This is a genomic window from Sphingomonas sp. BL-S-29 (assembly GCF_055521495.1).
Map to the genome: position 1 here is coordinate 4402551 of NZ_CM145482.1, position 22929 is coordinate 4425479.

Here is a 22929-nt window from a genome sequence, read left to right on the forward strand (position 1 = left end):
GGAATACCCATGCGTTCCGCCGTCATCGTCTCGACCGCCCGCACTCCCATCGGCCGCGCCTATCGCGGCGCGTTCAACAACACCCCCTCGCCCACCCTTGCCAGCCATTCGATCAAGGCAGCGGTCGAGCGTGCCGGGATCGATCCGGCCGAGGTCGACGACGTGGTGTTCGGCTGCGCGCTGCAGCAGGGCCATCAGGCCGGCAACATCGCCCGCACCGCGCTGCTGCGCGCCGGCCTGCCGGTCAGCGTCGCCGGCCAGTCGATCGACCGCCAATGCTCGTCGGGCCTGATGGCGATCGCGACCGCGGCCAAGCAGATCATCACTGACCAGATGGACATCACCATCGGCGGCGGCGTGGAGAGCATCAGCCTCGTCCAGACGCCCAAGATGAACGTCGCGCCCGACCCCGAGCTCGTCGCGATGCACAAGGACATCTACATGCCGATGCTCGGCACCGCCGAGGTCGTCGCCAAGCGCTACGGCATCAGCCGCGACGTGATGGACGAATATGCGCTCCAGTCGCAGCAGCGCACCGCCGCCGCCCAGGCCGCCGGCTATTACGACAAGGAGATCGTGCCGGTCACCGCGACCATGGCGGTGGTCAACAAGGAGACCAAGGAAGTCACCTACAAGGAAGTGACGCTGGCCAGGGACGAGGGCAACCGCGCCGACACCACGATCGAGGGCCTGCGCGCGCTCCAGCCGGTGATGGGGCCGGGCATGACGATCACCGCCGGCAATGCCAGCCAGCTGTCGGACGGCTCGTCCTCCTCGGTGCTGATGGAAGAGAAGCTTGCCGAGCAGCGCGGGCTCCAGCCGCTCGGCCGTTATGTCGGCATCGCCGTCGGCGGCACCGAGCCTGACGAGATGGGCATCGGCCCGGTCGTCGCCATCCCCAAGCTGCTCCAGCGCTTCAACCTGAAGATGGACGATATCGGCCTGTGGGAGCTGAACGAGGCGTTCGCGGTGCAGGTGCTCTATTGTCGCGACAAGCTCGGCATCCCCAATGAACTGCTCAACGTCTCGGGCGGCGCGATCTCGATCGGCCATCCCTATGGCATGACCGGCGCACGCGCGACCGGCCACGCCCTGATCGAAGGCAAGCGCCGCGGCGCGAAATATGTCGTCGTCACCATGTGCATCGGCGGCGGCCAGGGTGCGGCCGGCCTGTTCGAAGTCCTGTGAGCTGACCGGGAGGGTGCCGGGCGGCACCCTCCCGCCACTTCCGGGCAGCGCATTAGCTTCTGAGTAAGCACCCGCGCCCTATGGTACCGCTCACAGGATTGCCCCTCCGGACAGGAGGGCGATGGAGGGGCGGATGACCGGCGACGCAATTGGTTTAGTGGCTGATATCGGCCGACAGTCAGTGCGATTTGCGCTGACCGGCGGCGGTGTGGGCATCACCCCGCGCGACGTACGCAGCTATCACACCGCCGAACATGCCACCTTCACCAGCGCGCTGCTCGCCTATCTTTCCGAGGTCAATCAGCGCGATACGGTGCTGCCCAGCGTGCTCGCGGTGGCCGGCGCGGCGCGGGGCGACCTGATCAACCTCACCGGAAGCCGCTGGTATATTTCGCTCTCGGGCGTCGAGGCAGTGCTTCGGTCGCGCCCCCAGGCACTCAACGAATGCGCCGCCACCGCGCTGGCGCTGACGACCCTCAACCAGAGCGCCTTCACCCCGATCGGCGCGCAATCGACGCGCCTGGTCCAGCCCGGCGGCAATTATATCGTGCTCAGCATCGGCACCGGGCTCGGGGTCGCCGCGCTGGTCACCGGATCGAACGGCAGGCTCCAGCCGATCGCCAGCGAGGCTGGCCATATGGGCTTCTCGCCGGGTAGCCCTGACGAGGAGAAGTTTGCGGCCTTCATCCGGGCGCGAGGCCCGGCCAGCGCCGAATCGCTGCTCAGCGCCGGCGGGCTGGTCGCGGCCTATGCCGCGCTGGCCGAGGGCGGCAGGACGATCGGCAGCCCCGAAGAGGTGACGCGGTCCTCGGGCCGCGATCCGGTGTCGACCGCGGTGACGAGGATGTTCGCGGGTTATCTCGGCGCGTTCATCGGCGATCTGGTACTCGCTTATGGCGCGTGGGAAGGCGTCTACCTGACCGGGCCGATCCCGCGCGCGTTGCAGGTGCAGTTGAGCGACCCCCGTTTCCGCAGCCGGCTCGAGGCGAAGGACGCCTTTCGCCGTCAGCTCGGCGAGGTTCCGATCGCGATCGTCAACCGCTCCGACCTGGAACTGATGGGCGCCGCCGCCGCGCTACACAACGACTAGCGGCCCGGGCGTCAGGCGTTCGACGCCATCCACTCTTCCAGCACCGGCGCGATCTGGTTGCGCCACTTGCCGCCATTGAAGATGCCGTAATGGCCGGCATCGGCTACCAGATATTTCTTCTTCGCCGCCGGCAGCTTCGTCGCCAGCTTCAGTGCCGCCCTGGTCTGGCCGAGACCGGAGATGTCGTCGCGTTTCCCCTCGATCGCCAGGATGGCGATATCGGTGATCGCCGCCGGATCGACCGGGCGGCCGCGATGCGTCATCGTGCCCTTGGGCAGCGAATGGTCCTGGAACACCACGTCGATCGTCTGGAGGTAGAATTCAGCGGTCATGTCGCAGACCGAGCGATATTCCTCGTAGAAATCCTTGGTCTGGTTGGCGCTGTCGTCATCACCCTGCACGAGATGTTTGAACATCTCGTAATGCGACATCATGTGGTTGCCGAGGTTCATCGTCATGAACCCGCTGAGCTGCAGGAAGCCGGGATAGACCCGCCGTCCCGCGCCCGGATAGGTCGCCGGGATGGTCGCGATGACATTGTTCTCGAACCAGCTGTGCGGCCGCTCGGTCGCCAGGGTGTTGACCGCGGTCGGCGCCTCGCGCGTGTCGATCGGGCCGCCCATCATGGTCAGGGTCTTTGGCCGCGCCGGATTCTTGTCGGCGCTCATCAGGCAGGCCGCGGCATAGCAGGGCACCGAAGGCTGGCAGACCGCGAGCATGTGCGAGCCCCCCTCTTTTTCATTGGGCCCGACATGCTCCATGAACTCGATAATGTAATCGATATAGTCGTCCAGATCGAAGCTGCCGTCGCTCAGCGGCACCAGCTTCGCGTCGCGCCAGTCAGTGATATAGACATCCGCCACCGGGAGCATGCGCTCGACCGTGCCGCGCAGCAGCGTGGCGTAATGGCCCGACATCGGCGCGACGATCAGCAGCTTGGGGCCGCCCTTCACGCCCTTGCGCACGAAATGCTTGAGCTGGCCGAACGGCTTGCGCAGCGCGATCTCCTCGACAACGTCGACCTGCTTGCCGTCGATGATGGTGTGATCGAGCCCGAAGGCCGGCTTGCCGCGCGGCGCCGACGCATGGGCGAACACTTCCAGTGCGGAGCTGACGATCGAGCCGCCACCGAAATAGGCGAAGGGATTGGCCGGGTTCGACAGCATTCCTGCACCGAAATTGGCCATCGCGCTGGCGCCCGCCAGCATCGATTTCTGCATTTCATAGGCGTCGTAGAGCATTGCGTACCCAATATCGGAAAACTGGTTTGTCGGATCAATGCATAGGTGTGCAGCGCAGCATACGCAATCGAAACGGACATACTATTTGGGTCCGCGACCCGGAGCGGGTCACCCGCATCGCTTTCTCGCCCATTGCGGAGGCGGAGGACAGGCCCTACTCCGCCGGCATGGCTGAGCCACTACCCGCGTCACCCGCCGTTTCCGTCGCGAAGCCCGCCGAATCGCGGCGCCAGCTCGGCAATCTCAGGATGGTGTGGCAGCACGCCTCGCGCTATCCGCGCCAGATCGTCACAGCGTTGCTGGCCCTGCTCGTCACCTCGGCGGCGACGATCGCCATCCCATACGGCTTCAAGAAAGTGATCGATCGCGGTTTCGGCCCCGGCGCCGACGGCTCGGTCACCAATTCCTTCCATTATCTGCTGATGATCGTGGTCGTGCTCGCCCTCGCGACGGCGGTGCGTTTCTATTATGTCTCCTGGCTGGGCGAGCGAGTCGTGGCCGATATCCGCACCGCCGTGCAGCGTCATTTGCTGACTCTCGCGCCGCGCTTCTTCGAGGAGAACCGGCCGTCGGAAATCTCCTCGCGCCTGACCTCGGACACCGCACTGATCGAACAGGTGGTCGGCACCACCGTCTCGGTCGCGCTGCGCAACTGCTTCACCGGCGTCGGCGGCATGATCTATCTGTTCGCGCTGTCGCCCAAGCTGGCCGGCATGCTGATGCTCGGCATCCCGATCATCATCATGCCGATCGTGCTGCTCGGCCGGCGCGTGCGCAATTTCTCGCGCACCTCGCAGGACCGGGTCGCCGATGTCGGCTCGATCGCCTCGGAGACACTCGGCGCGATGAAGATCGTGCAGGCCTTTGGCCAGGAGGATCGCGAGGCGGCCCGCTTCGGCACTGCCGTCGCCGCCACCTTCGCCGCGGCCAAGCGCCGCATCGCGCTGCGCGCGGTGATGACCGCGATCGTGATCGGGCTGATCTTCGGGTCGATCACCATGGTGCTGTGGGAAGGCGCGGTCGACGTCGCCGCCGGCCGGATCAGCGGCGGATCGATCGCGGCGTTCGTGCTGACCGGCGGCCTGGTCGCGGGGGCGTTCGGGGCATTGACTGAAGTCTATGGCGACCTGCTGCGCGGCGCGGGCGCCGCCGGCCGCCTCGCCGAACTGCTCGACGAAGTCCCCGAGATCCGGGCGCCGGCGCATCCCGTCGCCCTGCCCGAGACCGCGCGCGGCGCGATCGAGTTCGACAATGTCACCTTCCGCTACCCGACCCGGCCCGAAGTCTCCGCGCTGCAGGATTTCTCCCTGGCGATCGCTCCGGGCGAGACCGTCGCGGTGGTCGGCCCGTCGGGGGCGGGCAAGACCACCCTGTTCCAGCTGATCCAGCGTTTCTACGATCCCGATGCCGGCCGCGTGCTGCTCGACGGCGTGCCGCTGCCCGATGCCGATCCCGCCGATATCCGCCGCCACATCGCGATGGTGCCGCAGGAAACGGTGATCTTCGGCGCCTCGGCCCGGGACAATCTGCGCTACGGCAAATGGCAGGCAAGCGACGACGAGCTCTGGGCCGCCGCCGAGATCGCCAATGCCGCCGAATTCCTGCGCAAGCTGCCCCAGGGCCTCGACACCTTCATGGGCGAAGGCGGCGCGCGCCTGTCGGGCGGCCAGCGCCAGCGCGTGGCGATCGCCCGCGCCGTCCTGCGCGACGCGCCGATCCTGCTGCTCGACGAAGCGACCAGCGCGCTCGACGCCGAGAGCGAGCGGCTGGTGCAGGAAGCGCTGGAGCGGCTGATGGAAGATCGCACCACGCTCGTTATTGCGCATCGCCTCGCCACCGTCCGCGCCGCCGGCCGGATCATCGTGATGAGCGAGGGGCAGATCGTCGAAAGCGGCACCCACGGCTCGCTGATCGGCCAGAACGGCCTGTACGCGCGGCTTGCCAGCCTGCAGTTCAGCGAGGCGGCGTAGCTTGAGCAGACCGACTGTCCACACCGTCGCGGTGATCGGCGGCGGGATGAGCGGCGCGCTGTTCGGCCTGAAGCTGGCCGCCGCGCGCCCCGATTTCCGGGTGGTGGTGATCGAAGCGACGCGTCGGATCGGCCGCGGCCTCGCTTATGGCGCATGCTCGCCGCAGCATCTGCTCAACGTGCCGATCAGCCGGATGGAAGTCGGGCTCACACCCGGTTTCGCTGACTGGCTGCAGGCGAACCCGAACGCCCGGGAGGCTCTCTCGACCGGCATGGCGGAAAGCGGCGGCGACCTGCACGGCGTGTTCGTGCCGCGCGCGCTGTTCGGCGCCTATCTGGAGGAGCGGCTGGAGGCGGCGCTGGTCACCGGCGACGGGCCCGGCCTGTCGCTGGTCCGCGGCGAAGCGGTCCGCGTGCTCGCCCGACCCGATCGCACCGTCCGGCTGAGCGACGGCCGCGAGATCCCTGTCGATGCCGTGGTGCTTGCCACCGGCAATCTCGCCCCGCGCGCACCGGGCGGGCCGGACTCATGGTTCTATGACAGCCCCGGCTTCGTGCCCGACCCCTGGGCGCATGATGCGTTCGACGGGCTTGCGGCCGACGATTCCGTGCTGCTGCTCGGCACGGGCCTCACGACCGTCGATATCGTGCTGAAGCTCAGTGCCGCCGGCCATCGCGGCCCGATCCTCGCCACTTCGCGCCGGGGCCTGTTGCCCCAGGTGCACGCGGCCGGCGGCGCCTGGCCGGCCTTCCTCGAAGCGGCCCTGCCCGCCTCGCCGCGCCGGCTGATGCGGCTGATCCGCGAGCAGGTCGCCACCGCCGGGGGGCGCGGCATCCCGTGGCAGCGCGTGTTCGACGCCGCCCGCCCCGCCATTCCGGCGGTGTGGAGCAGCTGGTCCACGCGCGAGAAGCGCCAGTTCCTCCGCCATCTCCGCACCCGCTGGGACGTCCACCGCCACCGCATGGCGCAGCGCATCCATGACGCGCTCCACGCCGAGACCGCGCGTGGCCGGCTCGAGATCCTGCCGGCGCGCCTGCGCGGCTATCGCCTGGTCGGAGACAAGGTCGAGGTCGCCCTCGCCGCTCGCAGCGGCGGCGAGCGTCGCTTCACCGCCGCTCGCGTGGTCAACTGCACCGGCCCGCGCCGTGACGCGGGCGCGATCGCCATCCCCCTCCTCGCCGACCTGCGCGACCAGGGTCTTGCCTTGCCGGATGCGCTCGGCCTCGGCCTCGAAACCGACAATTGCGCCCTGCTCGACTCGGATCGCCGCGCCTCGACCTGGCTGTTCGCGCTCGGCGCGCTGACCTGCCCGCAATGGTGGGAGATCACCGCCGTTCCGGAAATCGCGGTCCAGGTCGACCGGCTGGTCGGACACCTCGCCAACCCTGCCGCCGCGCATCTCAGCGCCGGCGACTTCCTGGATCTTGGATCGGGTATCTAAGCCGCGGCTGGCGCTTTCAACCGCCATATTCGATTGCTATGCTTCTTCCACGACGGCTTTCGGGAGTGGAAGGCCGGCATAGGGGGTCGTGTTTCCATGTCGAAATATCCGCATCTTGCGGCCGCGTGCGCGGCTGCGCTGTTCATCGCAATGCCTGCGCATGCCCAGGAGGCCGCGGCGGCCCCGAAGGCACAGGATTGCGAGCTGCATGTCTGGCCGACCGAGAACTATCTGGGCATCAACACCGGGCTTTTGTCGGGTTTTGGACTGGTCGGCGCCGTCGCCGACATCGCGGCGCATGATGGACGGGTGAAGACGGTCAAGGACCTCATGCGCGACTATCTTGGTCCCGATGTCCAGATGGAGGAGCTGAACAAGATCGGCCTGGCCAAGGCCTTGAAGCTGGACGGTTATCGGATCGTCGTCGAGGAACCGACGCCGTTCAACGAGGACCTCAAGAACAATCCCGAGCTGAAGGCCAAGACCAAGGCGATGAACGCCAGGATCAAATCCGGCGAACGCCTCTCGGCCTCGACCGCGCCTTGCTATGCCGAACTGATCGGCACGATGATCTTCTACCACAAGGCGATGATGTACGGCAGCAACCTGTTCGGCGGATGGATCTATCGCGAATTCCCCGCGACCGGGAAGGCCATAAAAACCGCGCCGGGAGCCGTGAAGAATCCGCTCGAGGATTTCCCGGCCAAGTCCGAGGACAAGGTGGAGCCGGCCAAGCTCGAGCTGCGCGAGGCCTATTCCAAGGACTTCCTCGAATATGTCGACAAGAAGATATTCAAGACGGCGAAATAACATCGGGCGCGGTTTTCGCGCCCGAAGCCCAACTGTTTCGACCATAAGAAAGAGCGAGCCGGCGCGGATCCGGCAAGCGCTCGGATGCCAGATACCGGGTCATGATTGAATCAACGCCGACAAGACCCTGAAGACGAATGGCGGGAGATATGGGACACCGGCTTGTCCCATATCTCCCGCCACAATCGTCGAGCTTCTTTTACAATATCAATGTATTTCAAATATTTAATTAGATTTTCGTGTCCGCGGACAGCGCCCGTCGCGAGGCACCGCGCTGATAATTTCCAACAACTGCCCATGAGGCTCACAGCAGCGCGCCGAGGCCCATGCGAAGCGCGTCGCCACTGGCGGCACGCGTCTCCAGCCCCCTCTCGATCTCGCCATGGACGCCGGTCCATACCGGCATCGCTTCCGCCAGCACCTCCCGCCCCGCCGCCGTGAGCACCAGCCGCTTGATCCGGCGGTCCGACGGATCGGCCTCGACGCGCACCAGCCCGTCACGCTGCATCGGCTTCAGATTGGCGGTGAGGCTGGTGCGGTCCATCGCGAGCAGGTCGGCGACCGAACCGAGCGACGGCGGCATTGGCCGGTTGAGCGCGTTCAGCAGCGAGAACTGGCCGCTGGTGATGCCGAACGACCGGAAGGCTTCGTCGAACCGCCGGGACAATGAACGCGCCGCGCGCTGGGTGGCCAGACACAGGCAGTGATCGCGCACGAAATGCGTCTGATCGACGGATACCGGACCAGGCTTTGACATGACGCATTTATGTTGATATCAACTGATTCTGTCAAGTGCTTCGTGAGAGGATGCCCCATGCCGATCGATCCCAATGCCGATATCGAGATTACCAGCTTTGCCTGGGTGCCGGACTTCGCGCGCGGCTTCGTCCGGGATCTGCGGCCGCGCTGGGCGTGCGAGGAAGCCGGCATCGGCTATTGCGAGCGGCTGATCGGTTTCGAAACGGCCAAGGGCGCGGATTACCGCCGCGAGCAGCCCTTCGGCCAGGTGCCGGCGTACCGCGACGACGAGGTGCAGATGTTCGAAAGCGGCGCGATGGTGCTGCGTATCGCCGAGCGTTCCGTGGCGCTGATGCCCGCGGACTCGGCGGGCCGCTCGCGCGTGCTCACCTGGGTCACCGCCGCGCTCAACAGCGTCGAGCCGTTCGTGTTCGACCTGGTCAATATCGACACGTTCAACCCGGACGCCGAATGGGGCAAGCTGCGTCGGCCACAAGTGATCGACAATCTGCGCGGGCGGCTCGCAGGCGTGTCGGGCTGGCTGGGTGAGAAGGACTATCTCGAAGGCAGTTTCAGCGCTGCCGACATCATCATGACGACGGTGCTGCGCGAGGTTTCGGACGACGCGCTGCTGGCCGAATTCCCCAACCTCGTCGCTTATCGCGATCGCGGCATGGCGCGCCCCGCCTTCAAGCGCGCGCTGAACGCGCAACTCGCCTCCTTCGCGCCCGAACCCGTGCCGGCCTGAGGCGTCCCCTCGTCGCGACCCTATAGTCGTCATGCCGGACTTGTCCCGGCATCATCTCTGTCGCAACATGATCCTCAGTGCTGGACAAGGGCCTGAGATCGAGATGCCGAGCCTGAGCGCTTTTATAAAATGGCTGGATCGTGATCTCGACAGGATCTGGCGCCAAGGGACTCGCGGTGGCTCGGCATCGCTTTACCTTGCCTTCTCCCCGCTGGTGATCGGTATCGTCGGCGATTGGCTTGGCCTGCCACGCTGGTCGTGGTGGTTTGCGATCTTGACCATCGCAGCCTACCTCGGCTTTTGGTCCTGGCGTCTGGTGCTGAGCCTCCGGCGATACGCGATAGCCGGTGACCGGCTCTATGACCGGAAGACCAAATTCATACTACCGCCAGAATATGCCGACACGCAGAGTGCAAGCTATTCTGCCAACCCCCATCCGAAGCGCGACCGCAAGACTGAAGGCGGGACTGGTAGCGAATGAGCGGGGGAGCGTCCATCCCCTGTCCCCGTTGCGGTGAGGAAGATCATGTCCAGGTCGGCCAATCGGTGATTAACGGCCAACTAAGATGGCATCGCTCGACACGATGCCCCCACGCCCCCGCCACGGAGGAAGATGGCGAGGATTGCATGCAAGGTGAAAACGGCATCGGTTCCACGCCAGCTGAAATACGCGATGTCTTGCTGGCATCGGAGGGTCGCTGGGTCGTGACGGCAGAAGAGCCGGATCGAGTGAAAGTCGCGATGGTGCTCAGGGAAAGCCTCAACCTGACCTTGGCGCAAGCCGCCGCGCGGACACGTTCGCCAGAATTATTCGCAGGCACGCACGCCGAAGCCCGGTGGCTGGCAGGCGAGATGCTATCGCTTGGCATTACAGCGGTCCTCCGGGCGGCTGATCGATAGCCCGAATCCGCGGCAGCTTTTGGCGGCGCGGGACACGTTCAGGATGGACTTGTTCCGGCATCTGCCCTGCCGCACACTCCGATCGCGCCTGGGAACAGGCAGACTCCGGAAAATGTCCGGGGTGACGACGGGAGTGAGACATGCGCGACTTCGACATCATCGTATACGGCGCCACCGGCTTCACCGGACGCCTCGTCGCGGAATATCTGATCCAGGCCTATCCCGGCCCCGACGCGCCGCGCTGGGCGATGGCGGGCCGGTCGCTGTCGAAGCTGCAGGAGGTCCGCGACGAGATCGGGGCGCCCGCCGACATGCCCCTGCTCACCGCCAATTCGGACGATCCCGCCAGCCTGAAGGCCCTGTGCGAGCGCACCACGGTGATGCTCACCACCGTCGGCCCCTATCAGCTCTACGGCAGCGATCTGGTCGCCGCCTGCGCGGAGACCGGCACTGCCTATGTCGATCTGTGCGGCGAGCCGGCCTGGATGCGCCACATGATCGACGCCCACCACGAAACCGCACAGCGCACCGGCGCCCGCATCGTCTTTTCCTGCGGCTTCGATTCGATCCCGTTCGACCTCGGCGTGCTCACCCTGCAGGACGCGGCGAAGCGCAAATACGGCAAGCCCGCCCCGCGCGTGAAATGCCGGGTGCGCAAGATGGTCGGTACCTTTTCCGGCGGTACCGCCGCCAGCCTCAAGGCCACGCTCGCCGCCGCGGCGCGCGATCCGTCGATCCTCGGCCTGCTGACCAACCCCTTCTCGCTGACCCCCGGCTTCCAGGGACCGAGCCAGCCGCGCGGGCTGCTGCCCGATTACGACAAGACGATCGAGGCCTGGGTCGCCCCCTTCATCATGGCGCCGATCAACACCAAGAATGTCCACCGCACCAATTTCCTGCTCGGCGAGGCGTACGGTGCCGACTTCGTCTATGACGAGATGATCGTTGCCGGGCTCGGCGATATCGGCAAGGCGGCGGCCGAGGCGATCGCGAAATTCAACCCGATGGCCAGCGACAAGGGCCCGAAACCCGGCGAAGGCCCGTCGAAGGAAGAGCGCGACAACGGCTATTTCGACGTGCTGTTCATCGGCGAGATGCCCGACGGCTCGCGCATCGACTCGGTCGTCACCGGGGACCGCGATCCCGGATACGGGTCGACCAGCAAGATGATCGCGGAGACGGCGCTCTGCCTGGTGCAGGACGTGGCGGGTGAAGGCGGTATCTGGACGCCGGGCGCGCTGCTCGGCGAGGTGCTGGTCAAGCGGCTGCAGGCGAAGGCGGGGCTGACGTTCCGGGCGGGCTAAATCCTCCCCGGAACGGGGAGGGGGACCATTCGCCTCTTCCGGCGAATGGTGGAGGGGCTTGGAGTGCGGAACGTCGGTCCCCCGCTCCAAGCCCCTCCACCACCCGCTGAAGAAGCGGGCGGTCCCCCTCCCCGAGCAAGCTCGGGGAGGAATTAAGTTAGCCGAGCAGCCCGATCCCCACGCCCGCCGCCAGCGCCGCGGCAAGGCCGGCCAGCGCCATGCCCAGCTTTTTCCGCCGGCCCTGCTGATACGCATCCAGCTTCGGCACATCGAGATACCAGGTCCCGTTCTTCGCCGGCGCGATCACGCCGTTTTCGCGCAGGCGGTCGAAGAATTTCTCCTCCATCCGCCGCGCCGGGGTGAAGCTGACCGCCTTGTCCGGCGATATCGCATTGCGCGACATGAAGTGCGAGATGACCCTGCGTCGCGCCCGTGCCGCCGCTGCCGCCACCGCTGCCGTTGCCCCGCCCATGCCCGTTCCCCAATGACGTAAGCGGCGATCATGCCACGGCTTCAGCCGCGATAGAAGAGCATCGCGACGGCGGCGATCACCACCGGCACCGCGATCGCGATCGGCACCCAGCGCCGGCTGAATGCTTGCGCCTCACGGTGATAGGCGACCAGATCGAACCACCAGCGCCCCGGCGCCGCCTCGCGCAGCGCGCCGATGCGGCGGAAGCGGTCGAACCACCAGCGCTCGACGCGATCCTTGGGCACGAAGGCGATCGCCTCCCCGGGCGACAGCGCATGCTGCGCGAGGAAATGACCCGCCACCGGCCCGCGCACGCGCCGGGCGGCCGCGGGAAGCTCGCTCACCGCTTGCGCCCCTGGTGGCGGATGTTCGCCGGCCGGCCGCGTCGCTTGATCACGCGGTGCGGTTTCGCGTCGCGCTCGGGCCGGGCGCCCTTCCCGTCCACCATCTCGAAGCGCAGCGCGCCCGACACCGGGTTCGCTTCGGCCAGCCGGAGTTGCAGCCGCTGGCCGCTCGCATATTCAGTGCCGGTCTCGTCGCCGATCAGGCGCCGCGCCGTCTCGTCATAGCGGAAATATTCGCCGCCAATGTCACGCACCGGCATCAGCCCGTCGCCACCGATCCCCTCGACCGTCGCGAAGAAGCCGAAATTGGCCACGCCGGTGATCCGCACGTCGAGCACCTGCCCCACCCGCTCGGCGAGGAAGGCGGCGACATAGCGGTCGATCGTGTCGCGCTCCGCCTCCATCGCGCGGCGCTCCATCATCGAGATGCTCTCGCCGATCTTCTCCATCGACGCCGCCTCGCCCTCGGTCAGCCCGCCGGGGCCGAGCTTGTACGCAGCAACCAGCGAGCGGTGGACGATCAGATCGGCATAGCGTCGGATCGGCGAGGTGAAATGCGCGTAGCTGCCGAGCGCGAGCCCGAAATGGCCGTGATTCTCCGGGCCGTAATAGGCCTGGGTCTGGGTGCGCAGCACCTGCTCCATCACCTGGGGGCGGAAATCCACCTCGCCGATCCGGTCGAGGATGTGGTTGAAGGTGCCCGGCCGCACCACCTGGCCCAGCGCGAACTCGACGCCGAAGGTCTTGAGATATTCCTTGAGCGCGACCAGCTTCTCGCGGCTCGGTGGCTCATGGTCGCGGTACATCACCGGGGCCTTTTTCGCCTCCAGCGCCTTGGCCGCCGCGACGTTCGCGGCGATCATGTAATCCTCGATCAGCTTGTGCGCATCGAGCCGCTCGCGCGGCGCGACCGAGAGGATGCGGCCCTTCTCGTCGAGCACGACGCGGCGTTCCGGCAGGTCGAGATCGAGCGGATCGCGCTTCTCCCGCGCCTTGTTGAGCGCGCGCCAGCAGGCCCAGAGGGGGAGGAGGGCGGATTCCAGCAAGCCATTCGCTGCCAGGGGGCCTGCCCCCTCTCCGTTCGCTTCGAGCGAAGTCGAGAAGCCTTGGGGCGGGAGACCGTCATTCTCATCGATGGTGTCTCGACTTCGCTCGACACGAACGGGTTGGTTTGCCGCTTCATGAGCATCGATCGCCGCCTGCGCATCCTCATAGGCAATGTTCGCCGCGATCCGCACCACGGCGCGCGTGAAGCGCCAGCTCTTGAGCGTTCCGTCCTTCGCGATCCGCAAGTGACACGCCAGCGCCGCGCGATCGACATCCTGCTTCAGCGAGCACATGTCGGCCGACAATTCCTCCGGCAGCATCGGCACGACGCGGTCGGGGAAATAGACGCTGTTGCCACGCCGCCGCGCTTCGCGGTCGAGTTCGGAGCCGGGGCGGACATAGAAGCTGACATCGGCGATCGCGACGATCGCCTTCCACCCGCCCTCGTTCGCGGGATCGTCGTCGGGTGCGGCCCAGACGGCATCGTCATGGTCGCGCGCATCGGCCGGGTCGATGGCGACGATCGGCAGGTCGCGCAGATCCTCGCGCCCCTCCCCCAGAGGCGTCTGCGCGACCCGCGCGGCTTCCTCGATCGTCTCGGGCGTGAAGACATTGGGGATGCCGAGCTTGTGGATCGCGATCAGCGAAAAGCTGCGCGGCGCGAAGGGATCGCCGAGCCGCTCGGTCACCCGTACGGTGATACGCGGCGGACGCCCGGCCTTTTCCGCCAGCACCAGGTCGCCCGGCTCGGCACCGCCGGCATCGGAGACCATGAACTCGCGCCGCTCCTTCTTTTCGACGCCCTGCAGCCAGAGCTTGCCGCCTTCCTGATGCAGCACGCCGAGCACCAGCTCCTCGCCACGCGCGAGCTGCTTCATCGGATGCGCGATCCAGCCATTGCCGGCTTCCTCGGTGCGCGCCAGCACCCGGTCGCCAATGGCCAGGGCGCCATGCTTGCGCTCGCGTATCCTGAGGCGCGGCGCGGGGGCGTCGGACTCCCAGCGCTCGGGCACGGCCCACACATTGCCGCCGTCATCGACATCGGCGATGCGCAGCACCGTCACCTTGGGCAGCCCGCCGAGCTTGTGGAAGGCGCGGCCGGGCGCGCTGTCGATCAGCCCCTCGTCCGCCATATCCTTCAGCAGCGCCTTCAGGCCGATCTTCTCCTGCGCGGTCAGGCCGAAGGCGCGCGCGATCTCGCGCTTGCCGGCGGGAGTCTCCGACGAGGCGATGAAATCGAGGATCTGCTCGCGGGTGGGAAGGCCGGGCGAACGCTTTGGCTTGGGCATCGGCCAGAGATAGGCCGCGCGCGGCGTTGCGTCACTCCCCTGCGGAATACTGCAATGGCGGTACGGGACATGGAATGACCGGCCTACAGCAACAAAGGCCGGGACGCTTGCGCTTTCCGCGCGGGCAAGTTACATACTGAACCATATGGTTCAGTATGCGAGTCCTCCCCTCGATCTCTCCTTTGCGGCGCTGTCCGATGCGACCCGTCGCGGGATCATCGATCAGCTCGGGCAAGGCGACGCGTCGATCACCAGTCTCGCGGACACGTTCCAGATGACGCTGACCGGCGTGAAGAAGCACGTCCAGGTTCTCGAGCGGGCGGGGCTCGTCGTCACGCAGAAGGTCGGACGCGTGAGAACCTGCAAGCTTGGGAAACGCGGCCTAACGGCGGAAGCGGAGTGGATCGAGGTGCACCGCAAGCTCTTCGAGGATCGCTTCGACGCATTGGACGACATCATCAGTGAACTGAAACAGGAGGAAAGCGATGGATCAGCAAGTTAGCAGCGCAGGTGGCGTGCAGAACCCCACGTCAGTCGAGCGCAGAGGGGATCGCGAACTCGTCGTAACGCGGACATTCGACGCGCCGCCGAGCATCGTTTTCAGGGCGTGGAGCCAGCCTGAGCTGTTCCAGCGCTGGTGGATGCCGAAATCGGTATCCGGCGTTTCGCTCGTATCGTGCGATATGGATGTACGCACGGGCGGCAAATATCGGCTGGAATTCGGCACCGGCGGTTCGGACACCATGGCCTTTTACGGCAAGTATCTCGAGGTGGTACAGAACGAGCGCATCGTCTGGACCAACGACGAGGGCGAAGAGGGCGCAATCACGACCGTGACCTTCGAGGACCAGGGCGGGAAGACGCTGCTGAAGTTCCACGAAATCTATCCGTCCGGGGAAGCGCTCGAGGAAGCACTGCAGGGCTCCGCGGCCGGATTGCCGGAGCAGCTGGATCAGCTCGACGAGCTGCTTCCCAGCATAGGCGCGTAGCGGGTGCTGCGTGAGATCTTGAAACACAGGCCAGTGGAGAAGCCGGAGTGATATTAGCGGCGTTGACAATGATGCTCGCGACGACGGACGACCCTCGCCTTATCGGGATCGCCGACGCCAAGGCGGCAGTGCGGATGCTCGACGCGGCGAAACGCTGCAACATACGAGCTTCAACGGATCCGCTGCCGTTCGATCCCAACGCGAGAATCCCAGTAAGATTGCTAGCGATCTTGGCGGACAAACCGATGAAGGAGTCCGATCCACGCATGAAATGCTACATCCGGCGCGCTTACGCCGGGGTGCCCGTATTACGCGACCCGGATTATCCTCGCTAGGTTTGTAAATTACGTAATCGCGAAACAAAAAGCCGGCCGGGGTCGCCCCCGCCCGGCTTCAGGTCATCCCGCGCCCCGCGCCTCCGTCACGCCCCGGGCGCGAGCGGCCGCGCCCGTCAGAACTTCCCGCGCAGCGTCACGCCATACGTCCGCGGCTCGGCGAGGAACGCCGAGAAGATCTGCGTCGCGCCGGGATAGGTCGCGGCCGGGAACACGCCCGCCGGCCCGGGCCCGTCCGCCTGGAAGGGCGAGCTGAACGCCACCTGGGTATATTGCGTGTTGGTCACGTTCTGCGCCCAGAATTCGATCGCCCAGCGCTCGTCCTTGCCGCGCAGGCCGATGCGGGCGTTCATCACGCCATAGCCATCCTGTTCCTTTTGCGGGAACAGGTCGGAGCCGGTGTTGTAATCGCCGGTCAGGCGCCCATCGACATAGAACAGCGCCGACAGGCCGCTATCGCCGAGCTTCGGCGTCCACGCCACGGACGAGGTGACGACGATCTCGGGCGCGTTGGACAGATTGTCGCCCGGCAACAGACGCAGCGCCGGGTCGAGCGGCGCGCCGCGATCATTGCCGATCAGGTTCTTGCGATAATGGGTGTTGGAATAGGTCAGGCCCGCGCTGACCCGGAAATCGCGGATCGGCACCATCGACGCCTCGAGCTCGACGCCCTGCGAGATCACGCCCGCTTTCACGTCGCCTGCGGCGCACGATCCGGTCGTCGCGCTCGTGTCGAGATCGGCGCCGGCAAGGTCGGTTTTGCAGCTGTTGACGTTCTGGACCAGGAAGACGCTGCCGTTGAAGGTGTTCAGCTGGAAATTCCTGAAGGCCTGGTGGAAGGCAGCGATGTTCAGGTTGAATTTCGGCGTCGAATATTTGAGGCCGATCTCGAACGCATTGTTGATCTCAGGGTCGAATTCCAGGTTGCGCACCAGCGCCTGGGCCCCGCCGACCGCCGCGAAGGTCGTCGTCGGCACGCCGTTCGCGACCAGGATCGGCGGTTTCAGGGCCGAGCGGTCGAGGTTGAAGCCGCCTGCCTTGTAACCGCGCGAATAGCTCGCATAGGCCAGCAGATCCGGCGTCACCTTGTACGACAGGATACCCGTGCCGGTCAGCTCGTTCTCGCTGCGCTTGTCGTTGATCGACACGCCGTTCAGCTCGGATGTGGAATTGCCCTGGCAGGTCAGGTTGATCAGGCCCCCCGCCAGCGCCGACAGCGCGGCATTGCTGAGGAGCCCCGTCAGGGCGGATTGCTGGGCCGGGCAGAGGCTGTTGTTGTTGCCGAAGGTCGCGTCGAGCTTCTTGGTCTCATGCGTGTAGCGCAGGCCGATGGTCAGCTTCAGCCCGTCGGTAATCTCGAAGATATTATGCGTGAAGACCGCGTAATTCTCGCTGTTCTGCTTGTAGGTGGACACCGTGTCGCCGACATTCACCACTGAATCCAGCCGGTCGAACGCGCCGATGAACAGCGGCGTCGCCGCGCCGAACTGGCCGGCGCCGCCATTGGCGCCGAGCAGCGCGGCCCGCCCGCCGGGGCTGAGACAGCCCGCCGAGGACGGGCTGGCGAGCCCGGCCAGCGCACCGCTGACGAGAATGCGGCAGGCGGCGAAACGGCCATATTGCGATCCGAATTTCAGATTGTCGCGAACCTCGAGGTCTTCGTTCGCGTAATAGCCGCCGATCAGCCAGTCGAGCTTGCCGTCGAACGCCTCGCCCTGGAGCCGCAGTTCCTGCGAGAAGGTCTTGAACCCTCGCCGTCCGGCATTCACGCTCGGCGCGCGGTACAGCAGGTCGACATAGCTGTAGTCGGTGTCGGACGCCTGGTAGTTGTAATAGTCGCGATAGGCCGTGATCGAGGTCAGCCTGGCCGGGCCGAGATTATAGTCGATCTGCCCCGAAACGCCCCAGTCCTGCGTCTTGCCGCCATAGACCCGGCCCGGGCTGATGTTGAGTTTGCGGGAATAGGGGTTGCTGAACGCCGCGACCGGCTGGCCCAGCGCGATCAGCACCGGGATGATCGGGTTCTGCGTGGTCAGCAGGTTGCGGTTCGCCGGCGCGATCGTCTGGTCGATATAGGCCGCGGCGCAGCAGGATTCGTCGCGCTTGGTATAATCGGCGATCAGGCGGATCGAGAGATCGCTGCTCGGCTGGTACATCAGCTGGCCGCGCAGAAAATAGCGGTCGCGGTCGTTGATTTTCCTGTTGTTCGTGACGTCCTTGTAGAAGCCGTCGCGCTTCACATAGACGCCGTCGAGCCGGGCCGCGAAGGTCTCGCCCAGCGGCACGTTCACATTGCCGCTGGCGCGCCAGTAATCATAATTGCCATAGGTCACCTCGCCGCCGCCGCTGAAACGGAATTCGGGCGGCTTGCTGTAGATGCTGATGAGGCCGGCCGAGGCATTGCGGCCGAACAGCGTGCCCTGCGGGCCGCGCAGCACCTCGACCCGGTCGATATCGCCCAGCTCGTTGAGGCCGACGCCGGAGCGCGATCGATAGACGCCGTCGATGAACACCGCGACCGAGCTTTCCAGCCCCGGATTGTCGCCGACGGTGCCAATGCCGCGCAGGCGCGCCGATCCGTTCGCTTCGTTGCCGGTGGACGACACCAGCAGCGAGGGCGCGACCTGGTTGAGCTGGCGGATGTCGTTCGCGCCGGAATTCTGCAGCGTCTCGGCCGTCACCGCGGAGATGGCGAGCGGCACATCGGCCAGGATCTGGGAGCGGCCCTGCGCCATGACGATGATGTCCTCGGCCAGGTCGGTCGCGTCGGTGGATGGGGCAGCCTGGTCGGCCACCTGGGCGAAGGCCGGCGGCGCCGTTCCGATCGCCAGGACGGACAGCGCACATGCAGCCATATAGTGCGTCTTCAGCATCACTCTCTCCCCTTCGGCCGGGATGCTCCATGATCCCGTACCGTAAACTCGAATTGATATCGAGATTGACGCGACGTCAAGTGAAAGACGCGTTTCGAAACAGTACCGATCCGCCCTGATCCGGCGCCAAACCCCGGGCGAAAGCCCCGGATCGGCCAGAACCTATATTCGAAATGGCTATATCTCCGCATTCCGGCGGCCCAAGAAAAAAGGCGCCGTCCCCAAGGGACGGCGCCTGTCTTTGCCGGGATAGGTCGCGCGAAGCGTCAGTAACCGTTGAGTCTCGCGAAGCGTTCGCGGTGCCAGGCGGCGTTGCCCCACAGGGTTTCCAGCACGCGCGCGCGCTTCAGGTAGAAGCCGGCGTCATGCTCGTCGGTCATGCCGATGCCGCCGTGCATCTGGATCAGCTCGCGGCTGACCAGGTTGAGCGTATCGCCCGCCACGGCCTTGGCGAGCGTCACGGCCTGGTCGACGTCCGACCGGTTCGCGTCGATCGCCTCCAGCGCGCCCTCAACCGCCGATCGCGTCAGCTCAAGCTCGGTGAACATCTTCGCCATGCGATGCTGCAGCGCCTGGAAGGTTGAGAGCGGCTGGCCGAACTGCACGCGCGTCTTGAGATAGTCGTTGGTCGTCGCAAAGGCCTGTTCCGCCATGCCGAGCATCTCGGCGCAGACCGCCGCGGTGGCGCGGTCGATCACCTTTGCGGTCAGGTCGGTCCCGCCCAGTCTCTCCGCGGGGGCGCCATCGAAGGTGACCTGCGCATGGCTGCGCGAATCCACCATCTTGCGCGTGGCGCGCGACACGCCCGCGCCGTCCGGCACCAGATAGAGCCCGTCCACCGCCGCGACGACGAACAGGCCGGCGCTGTCGCCTTCCGCCACGAACTGCTTGGTGCCGCTGATCCTGCCGTCGGACACGCTGGTCGCGATCGCCGCCGGGTCGTGGATCGGCCCTTCGTCCACCGCCAGCGTCGCAACGACCTCGCCCGCCGCGATCTTCGGCAGCCAGGCCGATTTCGCCGCGTCCGACCCGCCCAGCACGATCGCAGTGGCGGCGGCCGCGGTCGACGCCAGCGGGGACGCGGCCAGGTTGCGCCCGAGCTGCTCGAGCACCAGCCCGAGCGAGAGATAGCCGAAGTCCGATCCGCCAAAGGCTTCGGGCACGACGATGCCCGCCCAGCCCATCTGGCCCATCTCGGCCCAGGCGGCGGCATCATAGCCCTCCGCCGGCGCCGCATCGCGCATCCTGCGGAAGGCGGAGACGGGCGCCTCATTGTCCGCCCATTCGCGCGCCATGTCGCGCAGCATCGTCTGTTCGTCGTTGAGTGCCGCCATCATCCTGCCCCTTGAAACTATTTCGGTCCGGTACCGACGATCATTGGTGGTCGAGCATCCCGAGAATGCGCTTTGCGATCACATTGTTCTGGATCTCGGCCGATCCGCCATAGATCGACACGGCCTTGCCCCACAGCCAGGTGCGGGTCTGGCCCAGCTCGGCCTCGGTAAAGCCTTCACCTTCCCAGCCCAGCCCGTTCATGCCCATGATCTCGATCGACAGCTCGGCGCGGTCCTGGGTGATGCGCGCGCCGACATTCTTCATGATCGAGGTCGTGGCCGACGGCCCCTGGTTCGATTTCGCCTCGAGCGCGGCGCGGCGAAGCGTCAGCGCGAAGGCGCGGCTGTCCATCTCGTGCCGCACGATGCGCATGCGCAGGTCGCTGTCGCCGATCCGGCCCTGCTCGTCCGTCCCGCGATATTCCTTGGCGAGCGTACCCATCGTCTTGCCGGCGAACAGGCGCCCGACCGTGCCGCCGCCCGACAGATTCTGCCGTTCGTGCTGGAGCAGCCGCTTGCCGATCGTCCAGCCCTCGCCCTCGCGGCCGACCAGATTGCCCTTGGGCACTTTCACGTCGGTGAAGAAGGTCTCGCAAAAGGGCGACGCGCCCGAGATCATCTTGATCGGCTTCACCTCGACGCCCGGCGAGGTCATGTCGATCACCAGGAAGCTGATGCCTTCATGCTTCTTCGATTTGTCGGTGCGCACCAGCGCGAAGCATTTGTCGGCCCATTGCCCGCCCGAGGTCCAGGTCTTCTGGCCGTTGACGAGATAATGGTCTCCCCTGTCCTCGGCGAACATCTGCAGGCTGGCCAGGTCCGATCCCGCGCCCGGCTCCGAATAGCCTTGGCACCACCGCACCTCGCCTTTCGCGATCGCCGGGATATGCTCCAGCTTCTGCTCCTCGCTGCCATATTCGAGCAGGGTCGGGCCGAACATCATCACGCCCATGCCGCCGATCGGGTTCCACGCGCCGATCCGCGCCATTTCCTCGCCCAGCACGCGCGCCTGCGCCCGATCGAGCCCGCCGCCGCCATATTGCGCGGGCCAGGTCGGCACGCCCCAGCCCTTCTCGCCGAACGCCTTTTTCCAGGCGGCCTCCTCGTCCGACAGGCTGGTCGGCCCCTCGACCACCGCCATCAGATTCTCCTTGCCCTTCAGCGAGGGCGAGAAATGCGCCTCCAGCCAGGCGCGCGTCTCCTGGCGGAACGCGTCGATCGGGGTGACGGCGACGTCGGTTTCGGCGGCGCTGGCCATAATGCTCTCCTTCGGGACCGAATCTGAATATCGGGTATGGCCGAGCATGTGGCACAGATCGCAGGGCAAGCAAAGCGCCCAGGTGCGTGCCTCCGACCTCCTCGGCGCGTTGGGCGGAACCGCGCGACAAGGCGCGCGATTAATCCAAAATGGCCCGAAAAACAGCGGTTTTTGGAGACAATTGATGCCCCCCTGCCCCCTTGCCCCGCCGTGCGACCTTGTGCATGTTCGGTGAATGTTCCGCCGGCGCCCGCGCGTCAGGAAAATTGTGGGACGCGAGCGATCCGGAGGGGAGTGAATGCGCTTCGAACATCGTGCCGTGCCCATCGTCCTTGCGGCCGTACTGATCGACACGATCGGTTTCGGCATCGTCATGCCGGTCTTCCCGCACCTCATCACCAGCATCGGCCATGTCGACCTCGAACAGGCGACACGGATCGCCGGCTATATGCTGGTGGTGTTCGCGGTGATGCAGTTCTTCGCCGGGCCAGTGCTGGGCAATCTCAGCGACCGCTTCGGCCGGCGTCCCGTGCTCATCGCCTCGATGCTCGCCTTCGGCATGGATTACGCGCTGATGGCCTGGGCCCCGACGCTCGCCTGGCTGTTCCTCGGCCGCGCCATCGCCGGCGTCGCGGGCGCGGTCTACAGCCCGGCCAGCTCGGTGCTGGCTGACGTCACCCCACCCGAAAAGCGCAGCGGCGTGTTCGGGCTGATCGGCGCAGCGTTCGGCATCGGCTTCATCATCGGGCCGGCTATCGGCGGACTGCTCGCCGATTTCGGCCCACGCGCCCCGTTCGTCGCCGCCGCGATCCTGGCGCTCGGCAACGCCCTGGTGATGATCGTCGCCATGCCCGAGACGCTCGCGCTGGAGAATCGCCGTCCGTTCAGGCTGCGCGATGCCCATGTCGTCGGCGCGTTCCGCCCGCTGTTCCATGCCGGCAACGCCGCGCCTCTGCTCGCGGCCTGGTTCGTGTGGCAACTCGCGCACATGGTCTATCCCTCGACCTGGGCCTTCTGGGCGGCAATCCGCTTCGACTGGGACGCCAAGGCAATCGGCTGGTCGCTCGCTTTCGTCGGGCTGGTCATGGCGCTGGTGCAGGGCGGGCTGACCGGCAAGATCATCGCCCGCATCGGCGAACGGCGAGCCCTTGTCGTCGGCCTGCTCTCGGCAGGCATCGCCTTTCTCGCCTTCGCCTTCATCACGCAGAGCTGGCAGGCTTATGTCCTGTTCCTGGTCGGCGCCCTGTCCGGCCTGATCTTCCCCGCGATGAACGGCCTGCTCTCACGCATGGTGGACGCCTCGCACCAGGGCGCGCTGCAGGGCGGCATCGGTAGCATGGGCAGCGTCTCGTCGATCCTCGGGCCGCTGCTGCTCACTCAGGCGCTGGCGACCGGGGTCGACCATGGCTTCCCGGGCGCGGCGTTCCTGCTGGCCGCAATCCTCTCCTTCCTGTCGCTCGGCATCCTCATGTGGAAAGTGCCGGATCGCGTGCCGCTGCCGGAAGCGAAAACCGCGATCTGAAAAAATCAAATTCCCCACCGTTCGGGAGGAGGTCTG

Annotated in this window: 21 protein-coding genes; 13 read left to right on the forward strand and 8 right to left on the reverse strand. The window is 66.2% G+C overall.

The features are described 5' to 3' along the window. Positions 1-9: 9 nt before the first annotated feature. Positions 10-1188: an acetyl-CoA C-acyltransferase gene (locus tag ACZ1I2_RS20945; RefSeq protein ID WP_465175969.1), complete on the forward strand. Its 1179-nt coding sequence runs from the start codon at positions 10-12 to the stop codon at positions 1186-1188. 181 nt (positions 1189-1369) lie between these two features. Beyond that, positions 1370-2278: a glucokinase gene (locus tag ACZ1I2_RS20950; RefSeq protein ID WP_465181522.1), complete on the forward strand. Its 909-nt coding sequence runs from the start codon at positions 1370-1372 to the stop codon at positions 2276-2278. An 11-nt stretch (positions 2279-2289) separates the two neighbouring features. Here ACZ1I2_RS20950 and ACZ1I2_RS20955 read toward each other — a convergent pair whose 3' ends face one another. Then, complete coding sequence (locus ACZ1I2_RS20955; protein ID WP_465175968.1) at positions 2290-3519, reverse strand: polyhydroxyalkanoate depolymerase; 1230 nt, start codon at positions 3517-3519, stop codon at positions 2290-2292. Between the two features lie 167 nt (positions 3520-3686). Here ACZ1I2_RS20955 and ACZ1I2_RS20960 point away from each other — a divergent pair, with 167 nt between their 5' ends. The 3 genes from ACZ1I2_RS20960 (at position 3687) to ACZ1I2_RS20970 (ending at position 7740) form a co-directional block, all read left to right on the forward strand. Further along, positions 3687-5489, forward strand: a complete 1803-nt coding sequence (locus ACZ1I2_RS20960; RefSeq protein WP_465172246.1) for an ABC transporter transmembrane domain-containing protein — start codon at positions 3687-3689, stop codon at positions 5487-5489. A 1-nt stretch (position 5490) separates the two neighbouring features. Beyond that, entirely contained in the window at positions 5491-6930 is a 1440-nt protein-coding gene (locus tag ACZ1I2_RS20965) for an FAD/NAD(P)-binding protein (RefSeq protein ID WP_465175967.1), read from the forward strand. Between the two features lie 96 nt (positions 6931-7026). Further along, positions 7027-7740, forward strand: a complete 714-nt coding sequence (locus ACZ1I2_RS20970; protein ID WP_465175966.1) for a hypothetical protein — start codon at positions 7027-7029, stop codon at positions 7738-7740. A gap of 304 nt (positions 7741-8044) precedes the next feature. Here the strand turns inward: ACZ1I2_RS20970 and ACZ1I2_RS20975 are convergent, their stop codons facing one another. Beyond that, positions 8045-8497, reverse strand: a complete 453-nt coding sequence (locus ACZ1I2_RS20975) for a MarR family winged helix-turn-helix transcriptional regulator (RefSeq protein ID WP_465175965.1) — start codon at positions 8495-8497, stop codon at positions 8045-8047. Between the two features lie 57 nt (positions 8498-8554). Here ACZ1I2_RS20975 and ACZ1I2_RS20980 point away from each other — a divergent pair, with 57 nt between their 5' ends. From ACZ1I2_RS20980 to ACZ1I2_RS20995, 4 genes are all read left to right on the forward strand, one after another. Beyond that, positions 8555-9226: a glutathione S-transferase family protein gene (locus ACZ1I2_RS20980; protein ID WP_465175964.1), complete on the forward strand. Its 672-nt coding sequence runs from the start codon at positions 8555-8557 to the stop codon at positions 9224-9226. Positions 9227-9257: 31 nt separating this feature from the next. Next, positions 9258-9707 (forward strand): hypothetical protein, encoded by a 450-nt coding sequence (locus ACZ1I2_RS20985; protein WP_465175963.1) that lies wholly within the window; start codon positions 9258-9260, stop codon positions 9705-9707. Between the two features lie 146 nt (positions 9708-9853). Next, positions 9854-10126: a hypothetical protein gene (locus tag ACZ1I2_RS20990; RefSeq protein ID WP_465175962.1), complete on the forward strand. Its 273-nt coding sequence runs from the start codon at positions 9854-9856 to the stop codon at positions 10124-10126. 140 nt (positions 10127-10266) lie between these two features. Then, positions 10267-11430 carry a saccharopine dehydrogenase family protein gene (locus ACZ1I2_RS20995; RefSeq protein WP_465175961.1) on the forward strand — a complete coding sequence of 388 codons (1164 nt, stop codon included), beginning with the start codon at positions 10267-10269 and terminating at the stop codon, positions 11428-11430. Between the two features lie 157 nt (positions 11431-11587). On the opposite strand, the gene ACZ1I2_RS21000 is transcribed toward ACZ1I2_RS20995, so the two are convergent. Genes ACZ1I2_RS21000 through ACZ1I2_RS21010 form a run of 3 tightly spaced genes read right to left on the reverse strand, consistent with a single transcriptional unit; the run spans position 11588 to position 14582 of the window. Further along, positions 11588-11902 carry a hypothetical protein gene (locus tag ACZ1I2_RS21000; RefSeq protein ID WP_465175960.1) on the reverse strand — a complete coding sequence of 105 codons (315 nt, stop codon included), beginning with the start codon at positions 11900-11902 and terminating at the stop codon, positions 11588-11590. A gap of 41 nt (positions 11903-11943) precedes the next feature. Next, the gene (locus tag ACZ1I2_RS21005) at positions 11944-12246 is read right to left on the reverse strand and encodes a hypothetical protein (protein WP_465172240.1); all 303 of its coding nucleotides are present in this window, start codon (positions 12244-12246) and stop codon (positions 11944-11946) included. After that, positions 12243-14582, reverse strand: coding sequence for a ribonuclease R family protein (locus ACZ1I2_RS21010; RefSeq protein ID WP_465175959.1), 2340 nt, complete (start codon positions 14580-14582; stop codon positions 12243-12245). The genes ACZ1I2_RS21005 and ACZ1I2_RS21010 overlap by 4 nt, the downstream gene beginning before the upstream one ends. A 145-nt stretch (positions 14583-14727) precedes the next feature. Between ACZ1I2_RS21010 and ACZ1I2_RS21015 the strand changes: the two genes are divergently transcribed. The 3 genes from ACZ1I2_RS21015 (at position 14728) to ACZ1I2_RS21025 (ending at position 15906) form a co-directional block, all read left to right on the forward strand. Beyond that, positions 14728-15084, forward strand: a complete 357-nt coding sequence (locus ACZ1I2_RS21015) for an ArsR/SmtB family transcription factor (protein WP_465172238.1) — start codon at positions 14728-14730, stop codon at positions 15082-15084. Further along, entirely contained in the window at positions 15068-15571 is a 504-nt protein-coding gene (locus ACZ1I2_RS21020; RefSeq protein WP_465172237.1) for an SRPBCC family protein, read from the forward strand. The genes ACZ1I2_RS21015 and ACZ1I2_RS21020 overlap by 17 nt, the downstream gene beginning before the upstream one ends. Positions 15572-15639: 68 nt before the next feature. After that, the gene (locus tag ACZ1I2_RS21025; protein WP_465175958.1) at positions 15640-15906 is read left to right on the forward strand and encodes a hypothetical protein; all 267 of its coding nucleotides are present in this window, start codon (positions 15640-15642) and stop codon (positions 15904-15906) included. Positions 15907-16022: 116 nt separating this feature from the next. Here ACZ1I2_RS21025 and ACZ1I2_RS21030 read toward each other — a convergent pair whose 3' ends face one another. The 3 genes from ACZ1I2_RS21030 to ACZ1I2_RS21040 form a co-directional block, all read right to left on the reverse strand. Then, positions 16023-18779, reverse strand: coding sequence for a TonB-dependent receptor (locus ACZ1I2_RS21030; protein WP_465172236.1), 2757 nt, complete (start codon positions 18777-18779; stop codon positions 16023-16025). A gap of 266 nt (positions 18780-19045) precedes the next feature. Continuing rightward, the gene (locus ACZ1I2_RS21035) at positions 19046-20113 is read right to left on the reverse strand and encodes an acyl-CoA dehydrogenase family protein (protein ID WP_465173882.1); all 1068 of its coding nucleotides are present in this window, start codon (positions 20111-20113) and stop codon (positions 19046-19048) included. A gap of 40 nt (positions 20114-20153) precedes the next feature. Then, positions 20154-21371, reverse strand: coding sequence for an acyl-CoA dehydrogenase family protein (locus tag ACZ1I2_RS21040; protein ID WP_465172235.1), 1218 nt, complete (start codon positions 21369-21371; stop codon positions 20154-20156). Positions 21372-21669: 298 nt separating this feature from the next. Between ACZ1I2_RS21040 and ACZ1I2_RS21045 the strand changes: the two genes are divergently transcribed. Then, positions 21670-22893 carry a TCR/Tet family MFS transporter gene (locus ACZ1I2_RS21045; protein ID WP_465175957.1) on the forward strand — a complete coding sequence of 408 codons (1224 nt, stop codon included), beginning with the start codon at positions 21670-21672 and terminating at the stop codon, positions 22891-22893. Positions 22894-22929 lie beyond the last annotated feature (36 nt).